General features: G+C 62.7%; 22 protein-coding genes. 12 read left to right on the top strand and 10 right to left on the bottom strand.

Annotation, left to right across the window (positions count from 1 at the left end):
- Nucleotides 1–6: 6 nt before the first annotated feature.
- Complete coding sequence (locus ABCW43_RS11700; protein WP_345924440.1) at nucleotides 7–861, bottom strand: glycerophosphodiester phosphodiesterase; 855 nt, start codon at nucleotides 859–861, stop codon at nucleotides 7–9.
- Between the two features lie 201 nt (nucleotides 862–1062).
- On the opposite strand from ABCW43_RS11700, the gene ABCW43_RS11705 reads away from it, so the two are divergent.
- From ABCW43_RS11705 to ABCW43_RS11715, 3 genes are all read left to right on the top strand, one after another.
- Nucleotides 1063–1476 carry a DUF983 domain-containing protein gene (locus ABCW43_RS11705; protein ID WP_345924441.1) on the top strand — a complete coding sequence of 138 codons (414 nt, stop codon included), beginning with the start codon at nucleotides 1063–1065 and terminating at the stop codon, nucleotides 1474–1476.
- Nucleotides 1477–1577: 101 nt separating this feature from the next.
- Nucleotides 1578–1826, top strand: a complete 249-nt coding sequence (locus ABCW43_RS11710; RefSeq protein ID WP_345924443.1) for a hypothetical protein — start codon at nucleotides 1578–1580, stop codon at nucleotides 1824–1826.
- Between the two features lie 131 nt (nucleotides 1827–1957).
- Entirely contained in the window at nucleotides 1958–2815 is an 858-nt protein-coding gene (locus ABCW43_RS11715; protein ID WP_345924445.1) for an SDR family oxidoreductase, read from the top strand.
- A gap of 70 nt (nucleotides 2816–2885) precedes the next feature.
- Here the strand turns inward: ABCW43_RS11715 and ABCW43_RS11720 are convergent, their stop codons facing one another.
- The 4 genes from ABCW43_RS11720 to treZ all read right to left on the bottom strand — a co-directional run bounded on the left by ABCW43_RS11720 (nucleotide 2886) and on the right by treZ (nucleotide 9292).
- Complete coding sequence (locus ABCW43_RS11720; RefSeq protein WP_345924447.1) at nucleotides 2886–3170, bottom strand: hypothetical protein; 285 nt, start codon at nucleotides 3168–3170, stop codon at nucleotides 2886–2888.
- On the bottom strand, nucleotides 3167–4492 hold the full coding sequence (locus ABCW43_RS11725) for an NAD(P)/FAD-dependent oxidoreductase (protein ID WP_345924449.1): 1326 nt from the start codon (nucleotides 4490–4492) through the stop codon (nucleotides 3167–3169). Before ABCW43_RS11725 ends, ABCW43_RS11720 begins: the two co-directional genes overlap by 4 nt.
- 448 nt (nucleotides 4493–4940) lie before the next feature.
- A complete protein-coding gene (treY, locus tag ABCW43_RS11730; protein WP_345924451.1) occupies nucleotides 4941–7484 on the bottom strand; it encodes a malto-oligosyltrehalose synthase in 2544 nt (847 codons plus the stop codon).
- Nucleotides 7481–9292, bottom strand: coding sequence for a malto-oligosyltrehalose trehalohydrolase (gene treZ, locus ABCW43_RS11735; protein ID WP_345924453.1), 1812 nt, complete (start codon nucleotides 9290–9292; stop codon nucleotides 7481–7483). Before treZ ends, treY begins: the two co-directional genes overlap by 4 nt.
- 186 nt (nucleotides 9293–9478) lie before the next feature.
- Between treZ and ABCW43_RS11740 the strand changes: the two genes are divergently transcribed.
- From ABCW43_RS11740 to ABCW43_RS11770, 7 genes are all read left to right on the top strand, one after another.
- Nucleotides 9479–10609, top strand: a complete 1131-nt coding sequence (locus ABCW43_RS11740; protein ID WP_345924455.1) for an acyl-CoA dehydrogenase family protein — start codon at nucleotides 9479–9481, stop codon at nucleotides 10607–10609.
- A gap of 10 nt (nucleotides 10610–10619) precedes the next feature.
- Nucleotides 10620–11387, top strand: a complete 768-nt coding sequence (locus ABCW43_RS11745; protein WP_345924457.1) for an SDR family NAD(P)-dependent oxidoreductase — start codon at nucleotides 10620–10622, stop codon at nucleotides 11385–11387.
- 37 nt (nucleotides 11388–11424) lie between these two features.
- Nucleotides 11425–12657 carry a 3-methyl-2-oxobutanoate dehydrogenase (2-methylpropanoyl-transferring) subunit alpha gene (locus tag ABCW43_RS11750; protein ID WP_345924459.1) on the top strand — a complete coding sequence of 411 codons (1233 nt, stop codon included), beginning with the start codon at nucleotides 11425–11427 and terminating at the stop codon, nucleotides 12655–12657.
- Between the two features lie 203 nt (nucleotides 12658–12860).
- Nucleotides 12861–13874, top strand: a complete 1014-nt coding sequence (locus ABCW43_RS11755; protein WP_345924461.1) for an alpha-ketoacid dehydrogenase subunit beta — start codon at nucleotides 12861–12863, stop codon at nucleotides 13872–13874.
- Between the two features lie 3 nt (nucleotides 13875–13877).
- The gene (locus ABCW43_RS11760; RefSeq protein ID WP_345924463.1) at nucleotides 13878–15200 is read left to right on the top strand and encodes a dihydrolipoamide acetyltransferase family protein; all 1323 of its coding nucleotides are present in this window, start codon (nucleotides 13878–13880) and stop codon (nucleotides 15198–15200) included.
- A gap of 15 nt (nucleotides 15201–15215) precedes the next feature.
- A complete protein-coding gene (lpdA, locus tag ABCW43_RS11765; RefSeq protein ID WP_345924465.1) occupies nucleotides 15216–16613 on the top strand; it encodes a dihydrolipoyl dehydrogenase in 1398 nt (465 codons plus the stop codon).
- 73 nt (nucleotides 16614–16686) lie between these two features.
- Nucleotides 16687–17037 carry a DUF4087 domain-containing protein gene (locus ABCW43_RS11770; protein WP_345924467.1) on the top strand — a complete coding sequence of 117 codons (351 nt, stop codon included), beginning with the start codon at nucleotides 16687–16689 and terminating at the stop codon, nucleotides 17035–17037.
- A 57-nt stretch (nucleotides 17038–17094) separates the two neighbouring features.
- Here the strand turns inward: ABCW43_RS11770 and ABCW43_RS11775 are convergent, their stop codons facing one another.
- The 3 genes from ABCW43_RS11775 to ABCW43_RS11785 form a co-directional block, all read right to left on the bottom strand.
- Nucleotides 17095–17781, bottom strand: a complete 687-nt coding sequence (locus tag ABCW43_RS11775; RefSeq protein ID WP_345925435.1) for a metallophosphoesterase family protein — start codon at nucleotides 17779–17781, stop codon at nucleotides 17095–17097.
- A 107-nt stretch (nucleotides 17782–17888) separates the two neighbouring features.
- Entirely contained in the window at nucleotides 17889–18683 is a 795-nt protein-coding gene (locus ABCW43_RS11780) for a nucleotidyltransferase family protein (RefSeq protein WP_345925437.1), read from the bottom strand.
- Between the two features lie 166 nt (nucleotides 18684–18849).
- Nucleotides 18850–19110 (bottom strand): hypothetical protein, encoded by a 261-nt coding sequence (locus ABCW43_RS11785; RefSeq protein WP_345924469.1) that lies wholly within the window; start codon nucleotides 19108–19110, stop codon nucleotides 18850–18852.
- 159 nt (nucleotides 19111–19269) lie between these two features.
- Between ABCW43_RS11785 and ABCW43_RS11790 the strand changes: the two genes are divergently transcribed.
- The gene (locus ABCW43_RS11790) at nucleotides 19270–19458 is read left to right on the top strand and encodes a DUF3008 family protein (RefSeq protein WP_345924471.1); all 189 of its coding nucleotides are present in this window, start codon (nucleotides 19270–19272) and stop codon (nucleotides 19456–19458) included.
- 110 nt (nucleotides 19459–19568) lie between these two features.
- Entirely contained in the window at nucleotides 19569–19799 is a 231-nt protein-coding gene (locus ABCW43_RS11795) for a hypothetical protein (protein WP_210008590.1), read from the top strand.
- Between the two features lie 292 nt (nucleotides 19800–20091).
- Here ABCW43_RS11795 and hutX read toward each other — a convergent pair whose 3' ends face one another.
- Nucleotides 20092–20613, bottom strand: coding sequence for a heme utilization cystosolic carrier protein HutX (gene hutX, locus ABCW43_RS11800; RefSeq protein WP_345924476.1), 522 nt, complete (start codon nucleotides 20611–20613; stop codon nucleotides 20092–20094).
- An 8-nt stretch (nucleotides 20614–20621) separates the two neighbouring features.
- A complete protein-coding gene (gene hmuQ / locus ABCW43_RS11805) occupies nucleotides 20622–20969 on the bottom strand; it encodes a heme-degrading protein HmuQ (RefSeq protein ID WP_345924478.1) in 348 nt (115 codons plus the stop codon).
- Nucleotides 20970–21092: the final 123 nt, after the last annotated feature.

Here is a 21092-nt window from a genome sequence, read left to right on the forward strand (position 1 = left end):
TCTGCCTCAGCCGCCGATCCGTGCCCAGGCTCGCTCGGTGGCGACCGGTTCGTCGGTGGTGATCTGATCCGGCTTCAGCGCCATCAGGGCCGCGAAATCGCGGGCCTCTTCGTCGTCGAAACCGGCGTCCGGGTTCTTGAGATTGAAGGTCCAGGCATCGACGAGCCTCCCCGCATCGTGGCAGAGGCCGATCAGGTCGAGCCCGTCCTTGGCGGCCTGCAGCACCAGTTGCCAGGCAAGATAGATGGTGTCCGGCTCGGTCGGGCCGGCCATATCGTCGCGCAGATCCGCTTCGACGGCCTTGAGGCCCTGACCGCGATAGATCTCCATGAGCTTGTCGGTTGGGTCGATGCCGCGCTTGAGATCCGGCAGCCTCTGCTTGACGGCGACGATAAGATCGAGATCGGCGCCACTGACGATGATCGAGGAGCCGGCGCTTGCGAAATAATCGGCGAGATGGTCCATGCCGCGCGCCCCGATCACCGCAAGCTCGTCCTTCATGTCGAACTGCAGCAGGGCGTCCGGATGAGCGGTCTCAAGCATGGTCGCCAGGTCCTCGCTGAGGATTGGCGGATGGCCGCCTTCGAGCAGCGTCAGACCGCGGATGGCTTCGGGCAAAGTCGCACGGATGGGGCCATGGCCGGTGGTTTCGCCTTCAAGCTCTTCGTCGTGCAGTACGACGAAGCCGCCGTCGGCGCGGACGCGCAGGTCGAGTTCGGTCGATGCTCCAAGACGAAAACCCTCTGCCATGACGCCGGCGGAAAACAGCGGGTCCTTGAGGCTGCGGCGCAGGCGATGCCACTTCAGCCGGGTGAAACGACCCTGATGGGCGATGCCGAGGCCTGAAAATATTGAAGCCATGAAATTCCGTCTAAGGTGAAGGGTGCCGATTCGATCGATGACAGACTATTGTCTCGGAGCTGCCTGCCATAGATCGATGACAGAAGTTTCGTGCCGAGCTTCAAAAACGAATTGCCGCCTGTCAGGGAACGACTTGTTATAGAGGTTTGCGGATAAGTACCCGAAAACAAATTTTGTCTCCTGTCACGAAAGGCAGATCTCATGTCCCATGACGCAAACTGGGCGCCTCTTCCCCCCACCAGCACCGGCCTGCGCGGCCGTTGCCCGCGTTGCGGCCAGGGACATCTGTTCAACGGGTTCCTGTCGATGCGGCCGGCTTGCGAGGTCTGCGGTCTCGATTATTCCTTTGCCGACCCGGGAGACGGTCCCGCCTTTTTCGTCATGTGTTTCGGCTGCATTCCGAGTATCGCGCTTGCGGTCTGGATCGAGACCAGCTTCCAGCCGCCATTCTGGGTGCATCTGCTGGTCTCGCTTCCCTTTCTGCTCCTCACCTGTCTCGCGCCGATGCGGCCGCTGAAGGGCTGGCTCGTCGCGAGCCAGTATTTTTACAAGGCAGGTCCCGGCAAGGTCGACAAGAGCCCGTCACCGCCCGATGACGCCCAGAACGGCGGCTGACTGCCGACAGGACCTCGAGGCTTGCGAAAAGACCGGGCAGGATGATGAGGAACAATCTTCTCCGCAAACCATTCGACAGGTGACAATTCAAGGGGCCTGTAATGTCCGATGCCGATGAATTTGAAATGGAAGCGCACCGTAGGGCACTCGCCGTGGAAGGGGCGATGCTCATGCTGATCGACGGCCTCACCGCCCGGGGCACGATCTCCGCCGACGAGGCGGAGGATATGTTGCGCATCCTGTCGAAGAGCTCGGATTTCTCGGCGGCCCGTGCCGCAAGCTCGCTCCGGATCGTCAACCAGCTGAAGCGCCTGCAGCGCGGCGACGGAGCAATCACCCCCGGGGCGTGAATCGGCGAAGAATCCGCCGACAGTGCGGGAGGCGTGTTGCGAGGCGCCTTCTCGTTTTTTGATCGGGAACATCTCCAGTCGGGGTCAGTTGGGGGCGATCAGTTCACCAGTTCAACAATAAGGAAGATCCCATGGCCCAGTATCCCACTCCGCCGTTTCCCGAACAGCAGCAGCCGATGCCGGGCTTTACCGGACGCATGGATCCGGTGCCCGATCACGGCGAGCTTTCCTACCGCGGCTCCGGTCGATTGGCCGGCAAGAAAGCGGTAATTACCGGTGGCGATAGCGGCATCGGCCGGGCTGTGGCGATCGCATATGCACGCGAGGGCGCCGATCTGCTGATCTCATATCTCGACGAAGACGAGGATGCCGAGGACACCAGGCGCCTTGTCGAGGAGGCCGGGCGCAAGGCGGTGCTGGTGCCGGGCGACATCAAGACCGCGGCGCATTGCCGGACGATCATCGACCGGGCTGTCCAGGAATTGGGCGGCATCGATATTCTCGTCAACAACGCCGCCCATCAGGCCACGTTCTCCGACATTGCAGACATCAGCGACGAGGAATGGGAGCTGACCTTCCAAGTCAATATCCATGCGATGTTCTATCTCACCAAGGCGGCGGTTCCTCACATGAAGCCGGGCAGCGCCATCATCAATACCGCCTCGATCAATTCCGACAGTCCGAGCCCGACGCTGCTCGCCTATGCGACCACCAAGGGCGCGATCCAGAATTTCACGGCGGGGCTTGCGCAGCTTCTCGCTGAAAAAGGTATCCGCGCGAACGCGGTTGCGCCGGGGCCGATCTGGACGCCGCTCATCCCTTCCACCATGCCGGAGGACCGGGTGAAGAACTTCGGCAAGCAGGTCCCCATGAAACGTCCGGGCCAGCCGGTCGAACTCGCGACCGCCTATGTGATGCTGGCCGATCCGCTCTCCAGCTACGTTTCGGGCGCGACGATCGCCGTCACCGGCGGCAAACCAATCCTGTAGCTCCGCTCCCCTGCCGACGAAAACGGCGGCGGCGTGGCTCACGCCGCCGTTCCTGTTTGGAGAATTGCCCTCAGGTGCGGCGGCCGACTTCCCGCGCCAGATCCTCGAAACAGAATTTGGTGCCCTGTTCGCTCGCTTCATTGGCAAGAAGCAGGAGCCGGATCGGGAAGGCGATCGCCTTCTGATGGGAGGTGGAGACGGCGAGGGGCTTGTCGTCGGCGAGCACGGTGCGTTCGGCCGCTTGCAGGGCGCCCTGGATTTCCGAGTGAGAGACGACGCCTTTTTCGACCAGGAGCCGGTTGATCGCGGCGACCGCGAGATAGAGGCCTTCGAGCTGGGGATTGGCAGTGTTCATGTCTCGGTCCTTTGCGTGGAAGACGGAACGGAGGTGGCGGCATTTTCGTCGATCAGCCGGGCGCCGCGCTGCTGGGTCAGGTAACGCCAGATCCATTGCACGCTGACGAGCAGGCGCTTTTCGAAATTGACGAGCAGGTAGACATGGACGAGCGCCCAGAGGAACCAGGCGAGGCGGCCCTTCAGCGTCCACTTGCCGAAGTCGAAGATCGCCGCATCGCGGCCGATGACGGCTGTATTGCCGCGATTCTGGAAGCGGAACGGCTCGGCCGGCTTGCCGTCGAGCAGGTTCGCCCGCAGCGCCTTGCCGAGATATTGGCCCTGCTGCTTGGCGACCTGGGCAAGGGCCGGCAGCGGCTTGCCGTCTTCGGCGAGGCCCAGTGCCGTGTCCCCGATCGCATAAATATCCGGAAAGCCGGTGATGGAGAGGTCCGGCTCGACGGGAATGCGGCCGCCTGCCTTGCCTTCGATGCCCAGCCATCTGGCCGAGGGCGCCGCTTTGACGCCTGCGCCCCAGATGACGCAGCTGGTGCGGAAACGCTGCGAGCCGGCGATCACCTCGTCCTTGGTGACGGATTCGACGGATAGACCGGTCATCACCTCGACGCCGGCCTTTTCGAGCGCCTTCATGGCGTATTGGGTGAGGTTGTCGGGAAAGGCGGCGAGGATTTTCGGGCCGGCCTCGATGAGGATGACCCGCATGTGATCGGGCTCCAGCTTGCGGAAGTCGCGGGCGATCATGAAATGGCCAAGCTCGGCGATGGCGCCTGCCATTTCGACACCGGTCGGGCCGCCGCCGATGATGACGCTGGTGAGGAGGGCCTTTTTCTCTTCCGGATCGTGAGAAAGCTCGGCCTTTTCGAAGGCGAGCAGCAGGCGCTGGCGGATCAGCCGCGCCTCGTGGATGGTCTTCAGGCCCGGCGCCCAGGCGCGCCAGTCGTCATGGCCGAAATAATTATAGTCCGAGCCGGTGGCGATGACGAGGCGGTCGTAAGGGACCGACGTGCCGTTGTCGAGCGCAACGGTCTTGGCGATCGGATCGACGCCGGTGACTTCGGCCAGCATGACGTTGATGTTCTTGAAGCGCCCGAGCGTCCGGCGGATCGGCTCGGAGATATCGGCGGGAGACAGTGCGGCGGTCGCGACCTGATAAAGCAGCGGCTGGAAGAGATTGTGGTTGCGCCGGTCGATGACGGTGACGTCGATGGCGCTGTTGCCAAGCGCGCCGGCTGTCGCAAGCCCGCCGAAACCGGCGCCGACGATGACGACCCTCGGCAGTTTTGTTTGTCCTGTCGTGCCGTTCTGGAAAGTCTTGCCGGTCATATTGCCCCACCCGATTGACGGAGCAAAGCTCCGCTTGACGCCTGTTCAACCCACGCCGCACACCTTTGTTCCGGACGTGTTTCACCGGAACCTTTTACGCCTGTCGCCGTTCAATTTCACGACATCAATAGGAGAACGTCATGAACAGCATCGTTTGGTTGGTCGGCGCGGTCGTCATCGTCATCGCCGTTCTGAATCTCGTCGGATTTGCTTAATTTATTGACTGAATCCAACCGGAAGCCTTGCTTTCATCTGCATCGAACTGAAAAGGAGACAGTCATGAACAGCATCGTATGGCTCGTTGGAGCCGTCGTCATCGTTCTCGCCGTTCTGTCCTTCATCGGCATAGGCTGATCGGTCAGACGCAAAGCTGGAAGATATCGACAAGGCGCCGTCTCCCAAGGATCGGCGCCTTGTCTTTGCGTGGTTCATTTTGACATGGCGGCCCCTATTCGGCCAGCAGTAGCGCGAATGGGTGGTCGCCGAACACCGAGTTGACGGTGATGCGATCCTTGGGATCGATGGTCTTGCCGGTGCACACATCGCGATAGCGGCGATGTCCCAGCCGTTCGGGCAGCGCTATTTCCGTTTCCGCCCAGCGCTCGGACCGGGACGGCGCAAGGCCTGCATGGAGCGCGCTGAACACGAGACGCGGGGCGACGACGATGAAGGCGTCGTCCATGTCGGCGCGGGCGAAGGCGATGACGTTGTCTGCGCGCTTGCCCGATGCCCTGAGAGGCAGATATTCTCCCCGCCGAAACAGCGTGGGCGCCTCCTGGCGCACGCGCAGCAGGGTCGCGATGACATGCTGTTTCAGCCGGCCGCTCTGCCATTCCTCCTCGGGGCCGGAGGCGAGTTTGTCCTTCTCCGTCAGCCGTTGCTGCAGCAGGCCGAAATCCGGCTCGCGACGGTTGTCCGGGTCCACGAGGCTGAGGTCGAGTGCTTCGCTTCCCTGGTAGATATCGGGGACGCCCGGCGCCGTCAGCTTGATGATCGTCTGGGTGACGCTGTTCACCAGGCCGGCGCGGGTGAAGGGGCTCAGGGTATCCGTGAAGTCCGCCAGGAAGGCCTGGTTGCCGGGGTTGAGGAGTGCGCTGGCGTAGTCGCGAACCGCCTTCTCGTAAGTCTCGTTGCCATCGCTCCAGTTGGTGCGCAGCTTCGCCTCTCGCAGTGCCTTTTCGACATAGGCGAGGAAGCGCGTCTCCAGCGCCTCGAGGCCCTGCGCATCTTCCGGGTGGAGAGCGTTCGGCCATGCGCCAGCAAGCGCCTGGTACAGCATCCATTCGACCGTAGGTTCCGGGGCGGGGCCGTCTTCGAGCACCTGAACGGCCTGGCTGTTGATTCTGCGCCAGCGGTCCACGGCTTCGGCCCAGAGTTCAGGCGCCTCGGTGATCGCATAAAGCCGGGCACGGGCATCCTCGCCGCGCTTGGTGTCGTGGGTGGAGGTCCCCGACAGCGCATCGGCCTGCCTTTCCAGTCGCGTCTGCATTTGCGCGTGAAAGCGGTCGAGCGAGAAGGTTCGGGGCAGCGGTTCGGCTCCGACCTCGTTCAGAGCCAGCGCCATGTGATGTCGGAAGAACAGCGTATCCTCCACCGATTTTGCCATCAGCGGACCGGTGAGTTGCTGGAAACGGGTGCGAAAGATCGATGCCTGGCCGGCGGCGGCCTGCTCGACATCACCGACCAGGATGCGTTCGACAAAGGCGAGTGCCGCATCGTCCGGCGGGTTCGGGCCGTTGCGCACCTTGTCGAGAACTTTTGCCAGCATCTCCCGGCCCTCGGGCGGAATGCCTTCCCGCGTGCCGTAGGTGCGGTAGACCGGGAAGGCGACGAGCAGTTCCCGCAGCGCCGACTTCACGGCCGCCTCCGACAGGGCGGATTCGCGGTCCTCCGTGGGCTGGATCTGCATGGCGATATTCAAGAGCGTCGAGACTTCGCCGGCGAAATTTTTGTCGGCCATCAAGAGCTTCGCGGCACGGAATTCGGCTTCCATGTCGATCGGCCGGCCGGTAACCTTTTCATACGCGCCCCGAAGGTCGTCCAGCTTTCGGCCATCGACCAGCGCGTCGCTCACGGTGGCGATGAACTCGTAGCCGGTCGTGCCGGAGATCGGCCAGTCGGTCGGGATATGCTCGCCTTCGCCGAGGATCTTTTCGACGGTGATGTAGCAGTCCGGCCCGGCCTCGTGCCGCAGGCGTTCGAGATAGGCTTTAGGGTCGGCAAGGCCGTCGACATGATCGACGCGCAGGCCGTCGACCTTGCCGCTATGGACGAGTTCGAGGATTAGCCGGTGGGTATCGTCGAACACGGTGCCGTCCTCCACCCGCATGCCGGCAAGCCCGGTGATCTCGAAGAAACGGCGATAGGAGAGTTCGCGCGGCGCATCCCGCCAGGACATCAGGCGGTAGGGCTGCTGGTCGTGCAATCTGGCGATCGCGGCGCGTTCGGTCAGGTTCAGCACCTCCGCTTCACGATCGGCATAGCTCGCCGGCGTCAGCGGGTAGAATGTGTCGTAATAGGCCAAGGCGGGTTTGCCGGTCTTCGGATCGGCCTTGATGGAGATCTCGCCGGCTTCAAGCGCTTTCTCGAACGTGTCACCCAGGAAGGGCAATGTCAGGGACCTGGTCCAGTCGATATCGAAATGGCGGGCATAGCTGCTCTTCTCTCCGCGCTCGACGACATCGCGCCACCAGGGATTTTCAAGCGACGCAGCTATGTGGTTGGGGACGATGTCGAGGATCAGGCCAAGGCCCTCGGCTTTCAACGCCTTCACCATCCGCTCGAAGCCGTCGCGGCCGCCGATCGCAGGCTCGATCTCGTTGGCGTCGGTGACGTCATAGCCGTGGGTGGAGCCGGTCGTGGCGGTGAAGATCGGCGAGGCGTAGAGGTGGCTGATGCCGAGCCGCTTCAGATAGGGCACCAGGCCGCTGGCGCGATCGAAGGTCATGCCGTTGCGGAACTGGATGCGGTAGGTGGCGGTCGGGATCATCATGCCGGGTCTCCCGCAGCTTTAAAACGGACGAGTACCGAGTTGGGCGGCAGGTCCTTGGCCGGTTCGGGCCAGGCAAAAATCACCTTGCCGGGCATGTCCGCAAGCGCCTGGACCGCCTCACCGATGTTGAGCGCCATGGAAAGTGTGCCTCCCTCAAAAGTCCAGGTGACGGCGAAGAAACCCTTGTCTGTCTTTACCACCTTTCCGGAGCGGCCGCTTGCCGACCCGAGCAGGGGCACAACGACCTCCTTCCGTAATTTCAGGAGCGCCTTGGTGAATCCCAGCCAATCGTGGCCGTCCGCCGATTCCAGCTTCTTCCAATCGAGCCTGCTCACATCGAAGCTCTTCCTCGCATTCGGATCGGGGACGGTCTCGCCTTCGTGGCCTGCATGGCCTTCGAATTCCTTGCGACGTCCCTCCCGCACGGCTTTTGCGAGATCGCCGTGGAAATCGGTGAAAAACAGGAAGGGATTGGTCTCGCCATATTCCTCGCCCATGAAGAGGAGCGGGATATGCGGCGAGAGAAGAAGCATGGCGAGCAGCGCCTTCACCTTGTCGGGGCCGGCGAGCTCGATCAGTCTTTCCCCTTGAGCCCGATTACCGACCTGGTCGTGGTTCTGGATGAAATCGACGAAGGCGACCGGCGGCTGGTCGAGGCTGGGCACGCCGCGCTTTTTACCGGTCTGCGCCGAGACCTCGCCCTGATAGGCGAAGCCTTCCGCCAGCGCCCGCGCGACGAGCTTTTCGGGCTCCTTTGCGAAGTCCTTGTAATAGGCATGCGTCTCCCCGGTTGCGAACACATGGGCGGCGTTGTGCAGGTCGTCGTTCCACTCGGCGGTGAAGAGCGGCGCCTTGCCGTCCTCGTCGCGGGGATGCAGGAAGGTGATGTTGCGGCTGTCCTCGGTGGTCAGGTGGATGGCGCGCTCGGGAATCTCGGCGCGGATACGTTCGGCGATCTCGACCAGAACATGTTTTTCGGACGGATCGTCGATCTGGTCGATGGCGTCGAAACGCAGCCCGTCGAGGTGGAATTCCTCCAGCCAGTAGAGCGCGCATTCGACGATATATTGCCGGACCGGTTCGACATCATAGGCGATCGCCGCACCCCAAGGGGTCATCTTCTCCCTGTGGAAGAAACCGGGCGCCAGCATCGGCAGATAGTTTCCTTCCGGGCCGAAATGGTTGAGCACGATGTCGAGCACCACCGTCAGCCCATGGCCGTGGGCAGCATCGATGAAGGCCTTGAAATCCTCGGGCGCGCCATAGGCGGCATGAGGCGCATAGAGGAGAACGCCGTCATAACCCCAGCCGCGGCTTCCGCCGAAATGGGCGACCGGCATGACCTCGATCATGGTGACACCGAGCTTAGTGAGATAGGGCAGCTTGTCGATCGCGGCGCGGAACGTGCCTTCCTCGGTAAAGGTGCCGATATGGATTTCGTAGACGACCGTTTCTTCCCATGGCCGGCCCTGCCATTCGGGATGCTGCCAGGTGTAGCTGGTCGGATCGATCACCAGCGAGGGACCGTTGACGCTGTCCTTCTGGCCGCGCGACGCGGGATCGGGAACGACCATGCCATCGACAAGGACGTAGTTATATTCGGCGCCGGGGGCGATGCCGGTGGCGAGCAGCTCGAACCAGCCGTCGTCGTTGCGGCTCATTTCGGTATCTTCGCCGTTCAGCCTCAGCGTCACGGTTTCCTGGCCTGGGGCCCAGAGCCGGAACCGTACCTCGCCGGCGGCGACATATTCGGCGCCCCATGTCTTTGGAAACGCACGAAACTCGGTAACGGCATTCAATTCCGACATGCTGGCCAGCCCCTGGTTGAGAGAGACCGGCAAACGGCCGAAGAGGCTTCGAGTTCCATTGTGGGGCGCAGGCGCAATAAAATTGCGCGCGGGGGTAACAAATAACAAGTTCAAAGGAGTAGCCGCCGGACAGGTTCAGTCCTAATTTAGCAGTTATGCAGGCGGTTTCGGGGAGGAGATCAGTGCATGCTGACTGAGGAGGAAGAGCTTATCCGCTCGACTGCCGCGGAGTTTTCCCGGGAGGTGCTGAAGCCCGGTGCCGCGGCGCGCGACAAGTCGCACGCGATCGAGCCGGAGGTTCTGAAACAGCTCGCCGAACTCGGTTTTCTCGGCATGCGGACGGCGGAGGAATGGGGCGGCGTCGGCTGTTCCTATGTTGCCTATGCCAGCGCGCTGATGGAGATCGCCGCCGGCGACGGCGCGGTCTCGACGCTGGTCAGCGTCCACAATTCGCCGGTCTGCTCTCTCCTCGACATGCACGCTTCCGACGACCAGAAGGAACGGTTTCTCAGACCGCTCGCCGAAGGCCGCCATATCGGCGCCTTTGCGCTGACCGAGGCCGATACCGGCTCGGATGCAGCCGCGATCCGCACCCGCGCCGCCCGAGACGGCAGCGACTATGTCATCAACGGCTCGAAAATGTTCATCACGTCAGGCAAGATCGCCGGCACGGTGATCATCTTTGCGGTTACGGATCCGAGTGCCGGCAAACGCGGCATCTCCGCCTTTGTCACCTCCACGGATGTTCCGGGATTTTCGATCTCCAAGATCGAGGACAAGCTCGGGCAGAAGGCGTCGGATACCGCGGCGCTGATGTTCGATAATCTGCGCATTCCCGAAAGCCAGCGGATCGGCGCCGAAGGGGCAGGGCTAAAGATCGCGCTGTCCGGGCTGGAGGCTGGCCGCATCGGCATCGCCGCCCAATGCGCCGGCATGGCGCAGGCCGCCTTCGACGTGGCGCTCACCTATGCCAAGGAACGCAAGACGTTCGGAAAATTGTTGCTCGATCATCAGGCCGTTGCCTTCCGGCTGGCGGATGCGAAGACCCAGATCGAGGCGGCGCGGCAACTGGTCCTGCATGCCGCAAGGCTGAAGGATCGCGGGGAGCCGTGCCTCGACGAGGCCTGCATGGCAAAGCTGTTCGCCTCCGAAATGGCCGAAAAGGTCTGTTCGGCGGCGATCCAGACGCTCGGCGGCTACGGTTATATTTCCGATTTCCCGGTCGAGCGCATCTATCGTGATGTCCGCGTCTGCCAGATCTACGAGGGCACGTCCGACATCCAGAAGATCATCATCGCCCGCGGCCTGGCAAACTGAGGAGGATGGGATGCGGATCGAAGGCGGAAATTTTCTGGTGACCGGTGCCGCTTCCGGCCTTGGGCTCGCGACTGCTAAAATGCTTGTCGAGGCGGGCGGTTGCGTTGCTTTGCTCGACCTTGACGAGACGAGCGGCCGGGCAAAAGCCGAGGAGCTTGGCAAGGGCACGATCTTCGTGAAGACGGATGTCCGCAGCGGCGAAGCGGTCGAAAACGCGGTCGCCAAAGCCGAGGCCGCCAATGGGCCGATCCGCGGTGCCGTCTGCTGTGCCGGCATCGCGCCCTCAGAAAAGGTGCTCGGCAAACAGGGCGTCCATGCGCTCGACAGTTTTGCCCGCGCGCTGGAGATCAACACGATCGGCACGTTCAACGTGATCCGGCTGGCGGCGCAGGCGATTGCCCGGACCGAGCCGAACGAGGAGGGCGAGCGCGGCGTGCTGGTCGCCACCGCCTCGGTCGCCGCTTATGACGGGCAGATCGGGCAGGCCGCTTATGCAGCGTCGAAGGCGGCGGTGGCCGGCATGACGCTGCCTATCGCCCGCGAGCTTGCCCGCGACGGAATCCGCATGATGACGATCGCGCCCGGCATTTTCGAGACGCCGATGATGGCAGGCTTTTCCGACGAGGTGCGCGCCTCGCTCGGCAAATCGGTGCCGTTTCCGCCGCGGCTCGGACGGCCCGCCGAATTTGCGCGGCTGGTGCGCGACATCATCGAAAACCCGATGCTGAATGGCGAAGTGATCCGTCTCGACGGAGCACTCCGGATGGCGCCGCGTTGAACGACTGATTTGATCGGTTCTTTGGGAGGAGAAACGAATGACGGATGGACAGAGACTGAGCCTGCATGTGCCGGAGCCGGAAGTGCGGCCGGGCGGCAAGCCGGACTTCTCCAATGTGCCGATCCCGAAGGCCGGCTCGGTGCGGCGGCCGGAGGTGGATGTCGATGCGAAGGAGATCCGCGACCTCGCCTATTCGATCATCCGAGTGCTGGACCGCGAGGGCGAGGCCGTCGGTCCCTGGGCCGGGTCGCTGACATCCGAGGAACTGATGGAAGGCCTCAAGCACATGATGCTGCTGCGGGTCTTCGACAGCCGCATGCTGATGGCGCAGCGGCAGGGCAAGACGTCCTTCTACATGCAGCATCTCGGCGAGGAGGCGGTCTCCTGCGCCTTCCGCAAGGCGCTTCTGCCGGGCGACATGAACTTCCCGACCTACCGTCAGGCGGGACTGCTGATCGCTGGCGGTTATCCGATGGTCGAGATGATGAACCAGATCTATTCCAACGATGCGGATCCCCTGAAGGGGCGGCAGTTGCCGATCATGTATTCGTCCAAGGAGTTCGGCTTCTTCACGATCTCGGGCAATCTCGCTACGCAATATGTGCAGGCCGTCGGCTGGGCCATGGCGTCGGCGATCAAGAACGACACGAAGATCGCCGCCGCCTGGATCGGTGACGGATCGACGGCGGAATCGGACTTTCATTCGGCGCTGGTCTTTGCCTCCACCTACCGGGCGCCTGTCGTCCTCAACGTCGTCAACAACCAGTGGGCCATCTCGACCTTCCAGGGTGTCGCCCGCGGCGGGTCCGGCACCTTTGCCGCCCGTGGCCTCGGTTACGGCCTGCCGTCGTTGCGCGTCGATGGCAACGATTATCTCGCCGTGCACGCGGTCGCCAAATGGGCGGCGGAGCGGGCACGGCGCAATATCGGCCCGACTCTGGTCGAATACGTCACCTATCGCGTCGGGGCGCATTCCACTTCCGACGATCCGTCCGCCTATCGCCCCAAGGAAGAATCGGAGGCCTGGCCGCTCGGCGATCCGGTCATCCGGCTGAAGAACCACCTGATCCGCATCGGCACCTGGAGCGAGGAACGTCACAAGCAGATGGAGGCTGAAATCCGCGATACGGTGGTTGCCGCCCAGAAGGAGGCCGAGCGACATGGCACGCTGCATTCCGGCGGTAGGCCTTCGATGCGCGACATGTTCGAAGGCGTTTATGCGGAAATGCCGCCGCATCTGAAACGGCAGCGGCAGCAGGCGGGGGTGTGAGGGATGAAAGTTTTTGCTTTTGGAAGACCCCTCCCCAACCCCTCCCCACAAGGGGGAGGGGCTAACCCGGCCTCACCATCGCTGGATTTGGCGTGGGGCGGTGCCGCGAGTCTTCTCCCCCCTTGTGGGGGAGATGGCCGGCAGGCCAGAAGGGGTTTTGCTTCCTCCGATCTCGATGCCAACCTCTCCGCGGAGGCCCGCCCATGCCGCGCATGACGATGATCGAGGCGATCCGCAGCGCCATGGATGTCTCCATGGAGCGCGACGACGATGTGGTCGTGTTCGGCGAGGATGTCGGTTATTTCGGCGGCGTCTTCCGCGGCACCCAGGGGCTGCAGCAGAAATACGGAAAGACGCGCTGTTTCGACGCGCCGATCAACGAATCCGGCATCGTCGGTACGGCAATCGGCATGGCGGCTTATGGGCTCAAACCCTGCGTCGAGATCCAGTTCGCCGATTACATGTATCCGGCCTATGACCAGCTCACCCAGGAGGCTGCGCGGCTGCGATATCGCTCCAACGGCGATTTCACCTGCGGGATTACGGTGCGGATGCCGACCGGTGGCGGCATCTTTGGCGGCCAGACGCACAGCCAGAGCCCGGAGGCGCTGTTCACCCATGTCTGTGGCCTGCAGGTGGTGGTGCCGTCCAATCCCTATGACGCCAAGGGCCTGCTGATCGCATCGATCGAGAACCCGGATCCGGTGATCTTCCTCGAACCGAAGCGGCTTTATAATGGCCCGTTCGACGGTCATCACGACCGGCCGGTGACCTCCTGGGCGGGCCATCCGCTCGGCGAGGTGCCGGCTGAACACTATGTCGTGCCGCTCGGCAAGGCGGTGGTGCGGCGGCCGGGCTCGGCGGTCACCGTGCTCGCCTATGGCACGATGGTGCATGTGGCCGAAGCGACGGCGCAGGAGACCGGCATCGATGCCGAGATCATCGATCTGCGCACACTGATGCCGCTCGATCTCGACACCATCGTCACCTCGGTGAAGAAGACCGGCCGTTGTATGGTGGTGCACGAGGCGACGCTGACCTCCGGCTTCGGCGCGGAACTGGCGGCGCTGGTGCAGGAGCATTGCTTCTACAACCTCGAAGCCCCGGTCACCCGGGTCGCAGGCTGGGATACGCCTTATCCGCATGCGCAGGAATGGGACTATTTTCCAGGCCCGGCCCGCGTCGGACGGGCGCTGCGCGACATGATGGAGGCCTGAGACATGGCGGAAAAACTCATCAAGCTGCCGGATGTCGGCGAAGGCGTCGCGGAAGCCGAGCTGGTGGAATGGCATGTGAACGTCGGCGATCTGGTACGGGAGGACATGGTGCTCGCCGCCGTAATGACCGGCAAGGCGACCGTCGAAATCCCGTCGCCTGTCGAGGGCGAGGTCATCTTCAGGCACGGCGAGATCGGTGACGTGATCGCTACCGGCACCGTCATCCTCAAGATCAGGATCGCGGGCGAGGGGAACGAAGGCGAGGAGCCGGAGGTCGAGGACGGGTTTGGCGACGAGGAGCCACAGGTCACCTCTGCTATTTCACCCGTTGCGGCTCTCGAAAAGTCATCTGAGAAACAGGTTGAACCTCTTAAACCAAAAGCTGAGATCGTCGCATCACCGCCTCTCGCCAAACCGCTGCCTCATCCCATTGGAGCGCCCCGCGCGGAAGGTGAAAAACCGCTGGCACCGCCGGCCGTGCGTCTCCGGGCGAAGGAGGCGGGTATCGACCTTCGGCAGGTCCCTGGCACGGGTCCGGCGGGCCGCATCACCCATGAGGATCTGGATGCGTTCCTGAACAGCCAGGGCGGAGGGACAACCGTAGCAACCGGGCTGCAGCCGAACAAGGCGGTGCAGGAGGTCAAGGTCGTCGGCCTGCGCCGCCGCATTGCCGAAAAGATGGCGCTGTCGAAATCCCGCATCCCTCACATCACCTATGTGGAGGAGATCGACATGACCGCGCTCGAAGAGCTGCGGATGCGCATGAACGGCACACAGAAACCCGGCCGGCCGAAACTCACCATCCTGCCCTTCCTGATGCGGGCGATGGTGAAGGCGATCGCCGAGCAGCCGGGCATCAATGCGCTTTATGACGACGAAGCGGGCATCATCCGCCAATATGGCGGCGTGCATATCGGCATCGCGGCGCAGACGCCCTCGGGGCTCGTCGTGCCGGTGGTCAAGCATGCCGAGGCGCGCGACATCTTCGACTGCGCCCGGGAAGTGGCGCGGCTTAGCGATGCCGCCAAGAACGGCACGGCCTTGCGCGAGGAACTGTCCGGCTCGACGATCACCATCAGTTCGCTCGGCGCGATGGGCGGCATCGTGTCGACGCCGGTCATCAATCATCCGGAAGTGGCGATCATCGGTGTCAACAAGCTCGCCGTCCGGCCCCATTGGGACGGGACGCAGTTCGTGCCGCGCAAGATGATGAACCTGTCCTCCAGCTTCGATCACCGGGTGATCGACGGCTGGGATGCCGCGAGTTTCGTGCAGCGCCTGAAGGCGCTGATGGAAACGCCGGCGCTTATCTTCGTCGAGGAGTGAGGTGGAACAAGAACAATGAAAGAGATCACCTGCAAGCTTCTCGTCATCGGGGCCGGTCCGGGAGGTTATGTCTGCGCCATCCGGGCCGGCCAGTTGGGGGTCGATACCGTCATCGTCGAAATGGCGAAACCGGGCGGCACCTGCCTCAACATCGGCTGCATTCCCTCCAAGGCGATCATCCATGCGGCCGACGATTTCGCAAAGACCGTCGCGATGGCTGCGGGCAAAAATGCCATGGGCATCAAGGCCGATAATCCGGCCATCGACCTTGCAAAGACCATGGCCTGGAAGGACGGTATTACCGGCCGGCTGACCCTCGGCGTCGCGGGCCTCCTGAAGAAGGCCGGCGTCAAGATCGTCGTCGGCCGGGCAAAATTCCGGGACGGCAAGACGGTCGCGGTGGAAACCGAGACCGGCGAACAGGTCATCCGCGCCGAAAACATCGTCATCGCCACGGGTTCGGCGCCGGTCGAACTGCCGATACTGCCGTTCGGGGGCAAGGTCGTCTCGTCTACCGGCGCGCTGTCCCTGACGGAGGTGCCGGAGAGGCTGGCGGTCGTCGGTGCCGGTTATGTCGGCCTCGAACTTGGGCTCGCCTTTGCCAAGCTCGGAGCGAAGGTGACGATCGTCGAAGCGCTCGACCGCATCCTGCCGCTCTACGATACGCAGCTCACCCAGCCGGTCGCCAGGCGTCTCGTGGCTTTAGGTGTCGATGTCCTGCTCGGCACGAAGGTCAAGGGCCTGTCTTCGAACGGCGAGGCACTATTGGCGGAGACGGGTTCCCGGGACGAAAGGCGCATCGTCGCCGACAAGGTCCTCGTCACGGTCGGTCGCAAGCCTGTCACCGAGGGCTGGGGCCGCGAGGAGCTGGAACTCGACATGGACGGCCGGTTCCTCAGGATCGACGAACAGTGCCGCACCTCGATGCGCGGCATTTATGCAATCGGCGACGTGACCGGCGAGCCGATGCTGGCGCACCGGGCGATGGCGCAGGGCGAGATGGTGGCGGAGATCGTTTCCGGCAAGCGGCGCTCCTGGGACAAACGAGCCATTCCGGCCGTCTGCTTTACGGATCCGGAAATCGTCTCGGTGGGAATGTCTCCGGATGAGGCGAAGGCGGGCGGCCGCGAGATCAAGATCGGCCAGTTCCCGTTTTCCGCCAACGGCCGGGCGATGACGCTGTCGGCGGAGGAAGGCTTCGTGCGGGTGGTGGCGCGGGCCGACAACCATCTGGTGCTAGGCATCCAAGGCGTAGGCGCGGGGATCTCCGAGCTCTCGGCGGCGTTTTCGCTGGCGATCGAGATGGGCGCGCGGCTGGAGGATGTTGCCGGGACGATCCATGCGCATCCGACGCAATCGGAAGGATTTGCCGAGGCCGCGCTGAAGGCGCTCGGGCATGCGCTGCATGTGTGAACATCCCAGCGGCAAACCGCCGTGGACACCCTGATCGCCGCAAGGTACTCGTTCTTTGGACCCGGAGGCGGTGATGAAGAGACTGTTTGTGATATGCATTTCGTTGTTGCTTGTGCCGGCAGCCGCACTTGCCGAAACGCGTTGCGGCTGGCTGATCAATCCGACGCCCCGCAACTGGACGCTGGTTGATGCCCAGAATGAATGGCTGATCATGCTTCAGGGCGGCTATGGAGCCAAAGGCATGGACAAGATCAAGGACATGGCCGAGGGCGAGCATGTCTCCATCGGCTACAGTCACGGCTACGCCTGCTTCTGCATGAACGTTTCGACTGACAAGGACGGAATCATCCGGCAGATTTTCTCCACCCGGCAGTTGCCCTTATCGAAATGCCGACGCGATCCTGCACTCAGTGAACCTAGATGAACGATTAGGCCTCCCCCCCGGTGGTCCTGTCCAGAGGAGCTCGGTCGCGATAACGGCCTAAAGCTCCAGCAGAGCATATGGTTTGCCCGTCGGCTTCTCGATATGCGAGGCGACGTTGTAGACCGGCGCTCCGCCCGGCGTCCTGCCCTCGTAGGTCCCACGATGGGCATGGCCGTGGACCACGGCTGAGACTGGAAAACGATCGATGGTCTCCGCAAGGCGGGACGAGCCGAGAAACGGATAGATTTCTTCCGGCTCGCCGACCACGGTCTCGCGGATCGGCGCGTAGTGCAGGATGACCATGGCCCGCTCCGAGCGCACCTGGCGTAGCGCGTTTTCGAGCCGCATCGTTTCCTCGACGCTTTCGGTGACCATCGCCTTGATGGCGGGCTCGCCGAACGAGCCGAGCATGTGGCGGCCGAAACCGCCTGCGAAACCCTTGGCGCCTGCAAAGCCGACGCCGTTGATCTCCACCGCCTGGCCCTCCAGCAGGTGGATGCCGGCGTCCTTCAGGATGTGGGTGACTTCCTCGACACAGCCGCATTCATAATCATGGTTGCCGAGCACGCCCACGATTGGGATCGAGCAGGAGCGCAGGTCGGCGGCCAGTATTTCCGCCTCCTTCGGTTTGCCGAGGTCGGTCAGATCGCCGGTCAGGACCAGGATATCGGCGGTTTGCGAGATCTCGCTGAACAGCTCCCTGTAGGACGCCGAGCCGTGCTCCTTGATGTGCAGGTCGCCCATCGCGGCGATCCGCTGCTTGCCGTTCGCCTTTTTCGTCGACGCCTTGGTCGTGTCAGCCTTTTTTGTTTCCGTTTGGGCGGTATCGCTCTTCGGGTCCGTTGCCTTGCTCACGCTGCGCCTCCCTGGGCCATTTCCTCTTCGACGCCGTCGCGAAGGTCGCCTTCGCCGCCCACGTCGGCAAAACCCCATTCCTTGACGTCGATCTCGAAATCCACGCGGCTGAACATGCGGCCGCGGCAGATCTTCATCTGCGGCAGCGGCAGTTCGCGCTGCGCCTTCAGACGGTCCAGCAGCTCGTCCAGCAGCCAGTCCGGCACCTTGTCGCGCTCGGTCGGATAGATCCAGCGGAAGTTCAGGAGGTGGATCAACAGCACTTCCCAATGCACTTCCATATGGTTCAGCAGCCGTTCCCAATCGATCTGGTCATGGGCACGCAGGATCATGTGGACGATGTCGCCGCCGTCATAGCGGTGACGGAGTTGCACGAAACATTTCGACCAGATGAGTTCGGTCGGGGCGATGATGCGCACCTTGTGGCCGTTCATCTCGATCTGGCGGGCGTTTTCGAACCAGGCGTCGCTGATCGGCATGGTGCCGTTCGAAGCGGCGAAGATGACGTCGAAGAAGTGCCGGCCCTTCTTCACCTTGCCGAGCCAGCGGTCGTCCTCGACCTCGATATGATAACCCTTGTCCTTGAAATGGGCGAGGATGCGGGCGTAGTCGCCGGCCTTGCAGAAGATGTCGAGATCCTTGGTCGGGCGGGTGATGCCCGTATAGGCGCTGATGGCGAAGGTGCCGGCCAGCAGGAACGGGATATGGCAATTGGCGAGATCCTCGACCGCTTCGGCGACAAAGGCCTCCGCATCCGCATCGGCAAGCGTCGGCGCGGCCTTCACCTCCATCCCCGGCATGGTATCGACCGGATGGGTGGCCTTTTCCCTCGGCAGGGTCTGCGCTGCATCGGCTTCGGCATTCATCACGGCTCTCCGATACTCAAATGTCGCGCAGAGGAACACCCGGGCATGCCCGGAGGTTCCGCTTCCGGTTGTTTTGCAGGATGGTGATGTTTCAGTCCTCGGGATTATCGGCATTCGCCATGGGGCTGGCGCGGCCGTCCGGCTGGTCGCCGTCTTCGCGCTGGTCGCGGTCTTCGAGGTCGGTTTCGACCAGATAGGCATCCTTGCTGCCGAGCCTTGCGGCTTCTTTCAGCGCCTCGGGATTGGTCGTGTCCAATTGTTCGTCATTCAATTGCTGCTGGAGCGCGTCATTGGCCTTGCCGCTGTCGGCGGGTGTCTTGCGGCTGTCGGTGGGCGGGCGTTTGGCATCCATGGCGATGGGTCCCTTTCTGCGGTGTCGAGCGGATCCCGGACATCCATCCGGGCTCATATCTCAACCCTTGGCAAGGCCGCAGGTTCCGCCGATCGCCCAGGAGGGAACCAAAGCTGCCGTTGGCGGTTGGTTTTAATGCGCAAACTCGAGGAGGCAGATATGCCAGCGAAATCCAAAGCACAGCAGAAAGCGGCCGGTGCTGCACTTGCCGCGAAACGCGGTGATATGAAGAAGAGCGAACTCAAGGGCGCTTCGAAGGGCATGGAGAAATCCATGAGCGAAAAGCAGCTCGAAGAGTTCGCCTCGACCAAACGGAAGGGCAAGCCGGATCACGCCGCCCACCACTGACGGTGCCGGTTTGCCGGGGTGCTTCCGATCGGACTGCCGGTCCGAGACCGGAACTTCCCGGAAAGACGGACGTTCTTCGGAGCGCCCGCCTTTTCGTGGAGGAAGAAGCCATGCCGCCTGAAGAACTCGATGCAACGCTGACCGCCCTGCCGCTGAGGATCGGCGTCTACATTCCCGATGATTTGATGGAAGATTGGTTTGCGCCCGGAACGGGTATGAAACCGGTGAGCGAGATGGCCTTGAAGGCGGCAGAGGCCTATGGGCGCCGCTTCGAGTGCGAATTCAAATATTATCCGGAGCGGATGGAGGGCGTCTTCTGGAAATGGGTTCCGGCGCTCTAGACAGTTTAGGCCCAACGAGACCTGAAAAGTCGATGAAGCGCGCCGCGCCGCTAAGGATCGCTCTCTCCTTTGAGAAAGGAAAGCGACCGGTCCGCCTTTGGGCGCGGCGGCGCCTCATTCAATGACAATCACCTTCGAGGGCGGCATTTGGCTGAAACAACAGACGAGCCAACCCACTCCGCGAACCCTGCCATGACGCTGCAATGCAGGAGAGAACGAAAGGTTCCCCTTGGAAGTGATTCGAGCGGTTGTTTTTCGTCCGAATCACCAAAACTCACAGAAACGCCGATACTCAGGCGACGTAGCTGTCGCGCAGGGCCTCGAACTTCTGCAGCTGTTCTGCGATCAGTTCGCGTGCGGCATCCCGCTTGACGAAGACCTTGAACATCGCGGAACCCTTGGCGTTCATGAACCATACCGAGCAGGAACGGCGGCCGTGGAACGCACGGTCGACGAAGGTCACCGAGGCGCAGTTATCCTTCTTGATGTGACCGCCGATCGGGCTGTCGCCGTGGATGTTGAACCAGCCATGGCCTTCAGACCCCATCGGCAGGCTGCCTTCGGCCTCCAGCACGATGTCTTCGGTGTGGACGATGAACAGGACTTCGCCCCAGGTGCTCATCTCGGCCCAGATATCCGCGAACTTCTCCTTGTCGGCGATGACCGCCGCGCCCTTGGGCAGGATTTCGAGGATCTCTGCCGGCGTCACGTCGGCATTGGCGGCAATCGCCTCGACGACGCCGTCGGGCTTCTCGGCAAGGGCGGCGAGAGCCCGTTCGCGACGGTCCGGCTTGATTTCGGATACGGCGTTCATCCGGGACCTCAGGCGGCAGCGTCGGCGCGCACGCCGTTCTTGTCTTCGTGGATGATCACTTCGAAACCTTCGAAATGCGGGCCGGAGAGATATTCCACCTTGGCGCGGTTGTTGCCGGCATTCGCATGGGCGGCGCGGAACTGTTCCGACTTCGTCCAGGCCTGGAAGTCCTCGAAGGTTTCCCAGACGGTATGGGATGCGTAGAGGGTGTGATCCTCCGCCTTCGGGCCCTTGAGCATGTGGAATTCGATATAACCCGGCAGCTCCGCGAGGCGGCCCTGGCGGCCGCGCCAGATGGCTTCGAACGCTTCTTCGTAGCCCGGCACGACGCGGAACCGGTTCATGGCGATGTACATGGATAGACCCTCACTTAAAGTTTCACTTTCGGCTCAAGATATCTGCGGCCGGTCCCCTTGAAAAGCCTAAAAAACTTGCGTAGTCAACTCAAGTTATCGCCGCCGGCCAGGCGGATTTGGGGC

This window comes from Neorhizobium tunisiense, from assembly GCF_039631515.1.
In the GTDB taxonomy this organism is placed as follows: Bacteria; Pseudomonadota; Alphaproteobacteria; order Rhizobiales; family Rhizobiaceae; genus Neorhizobium.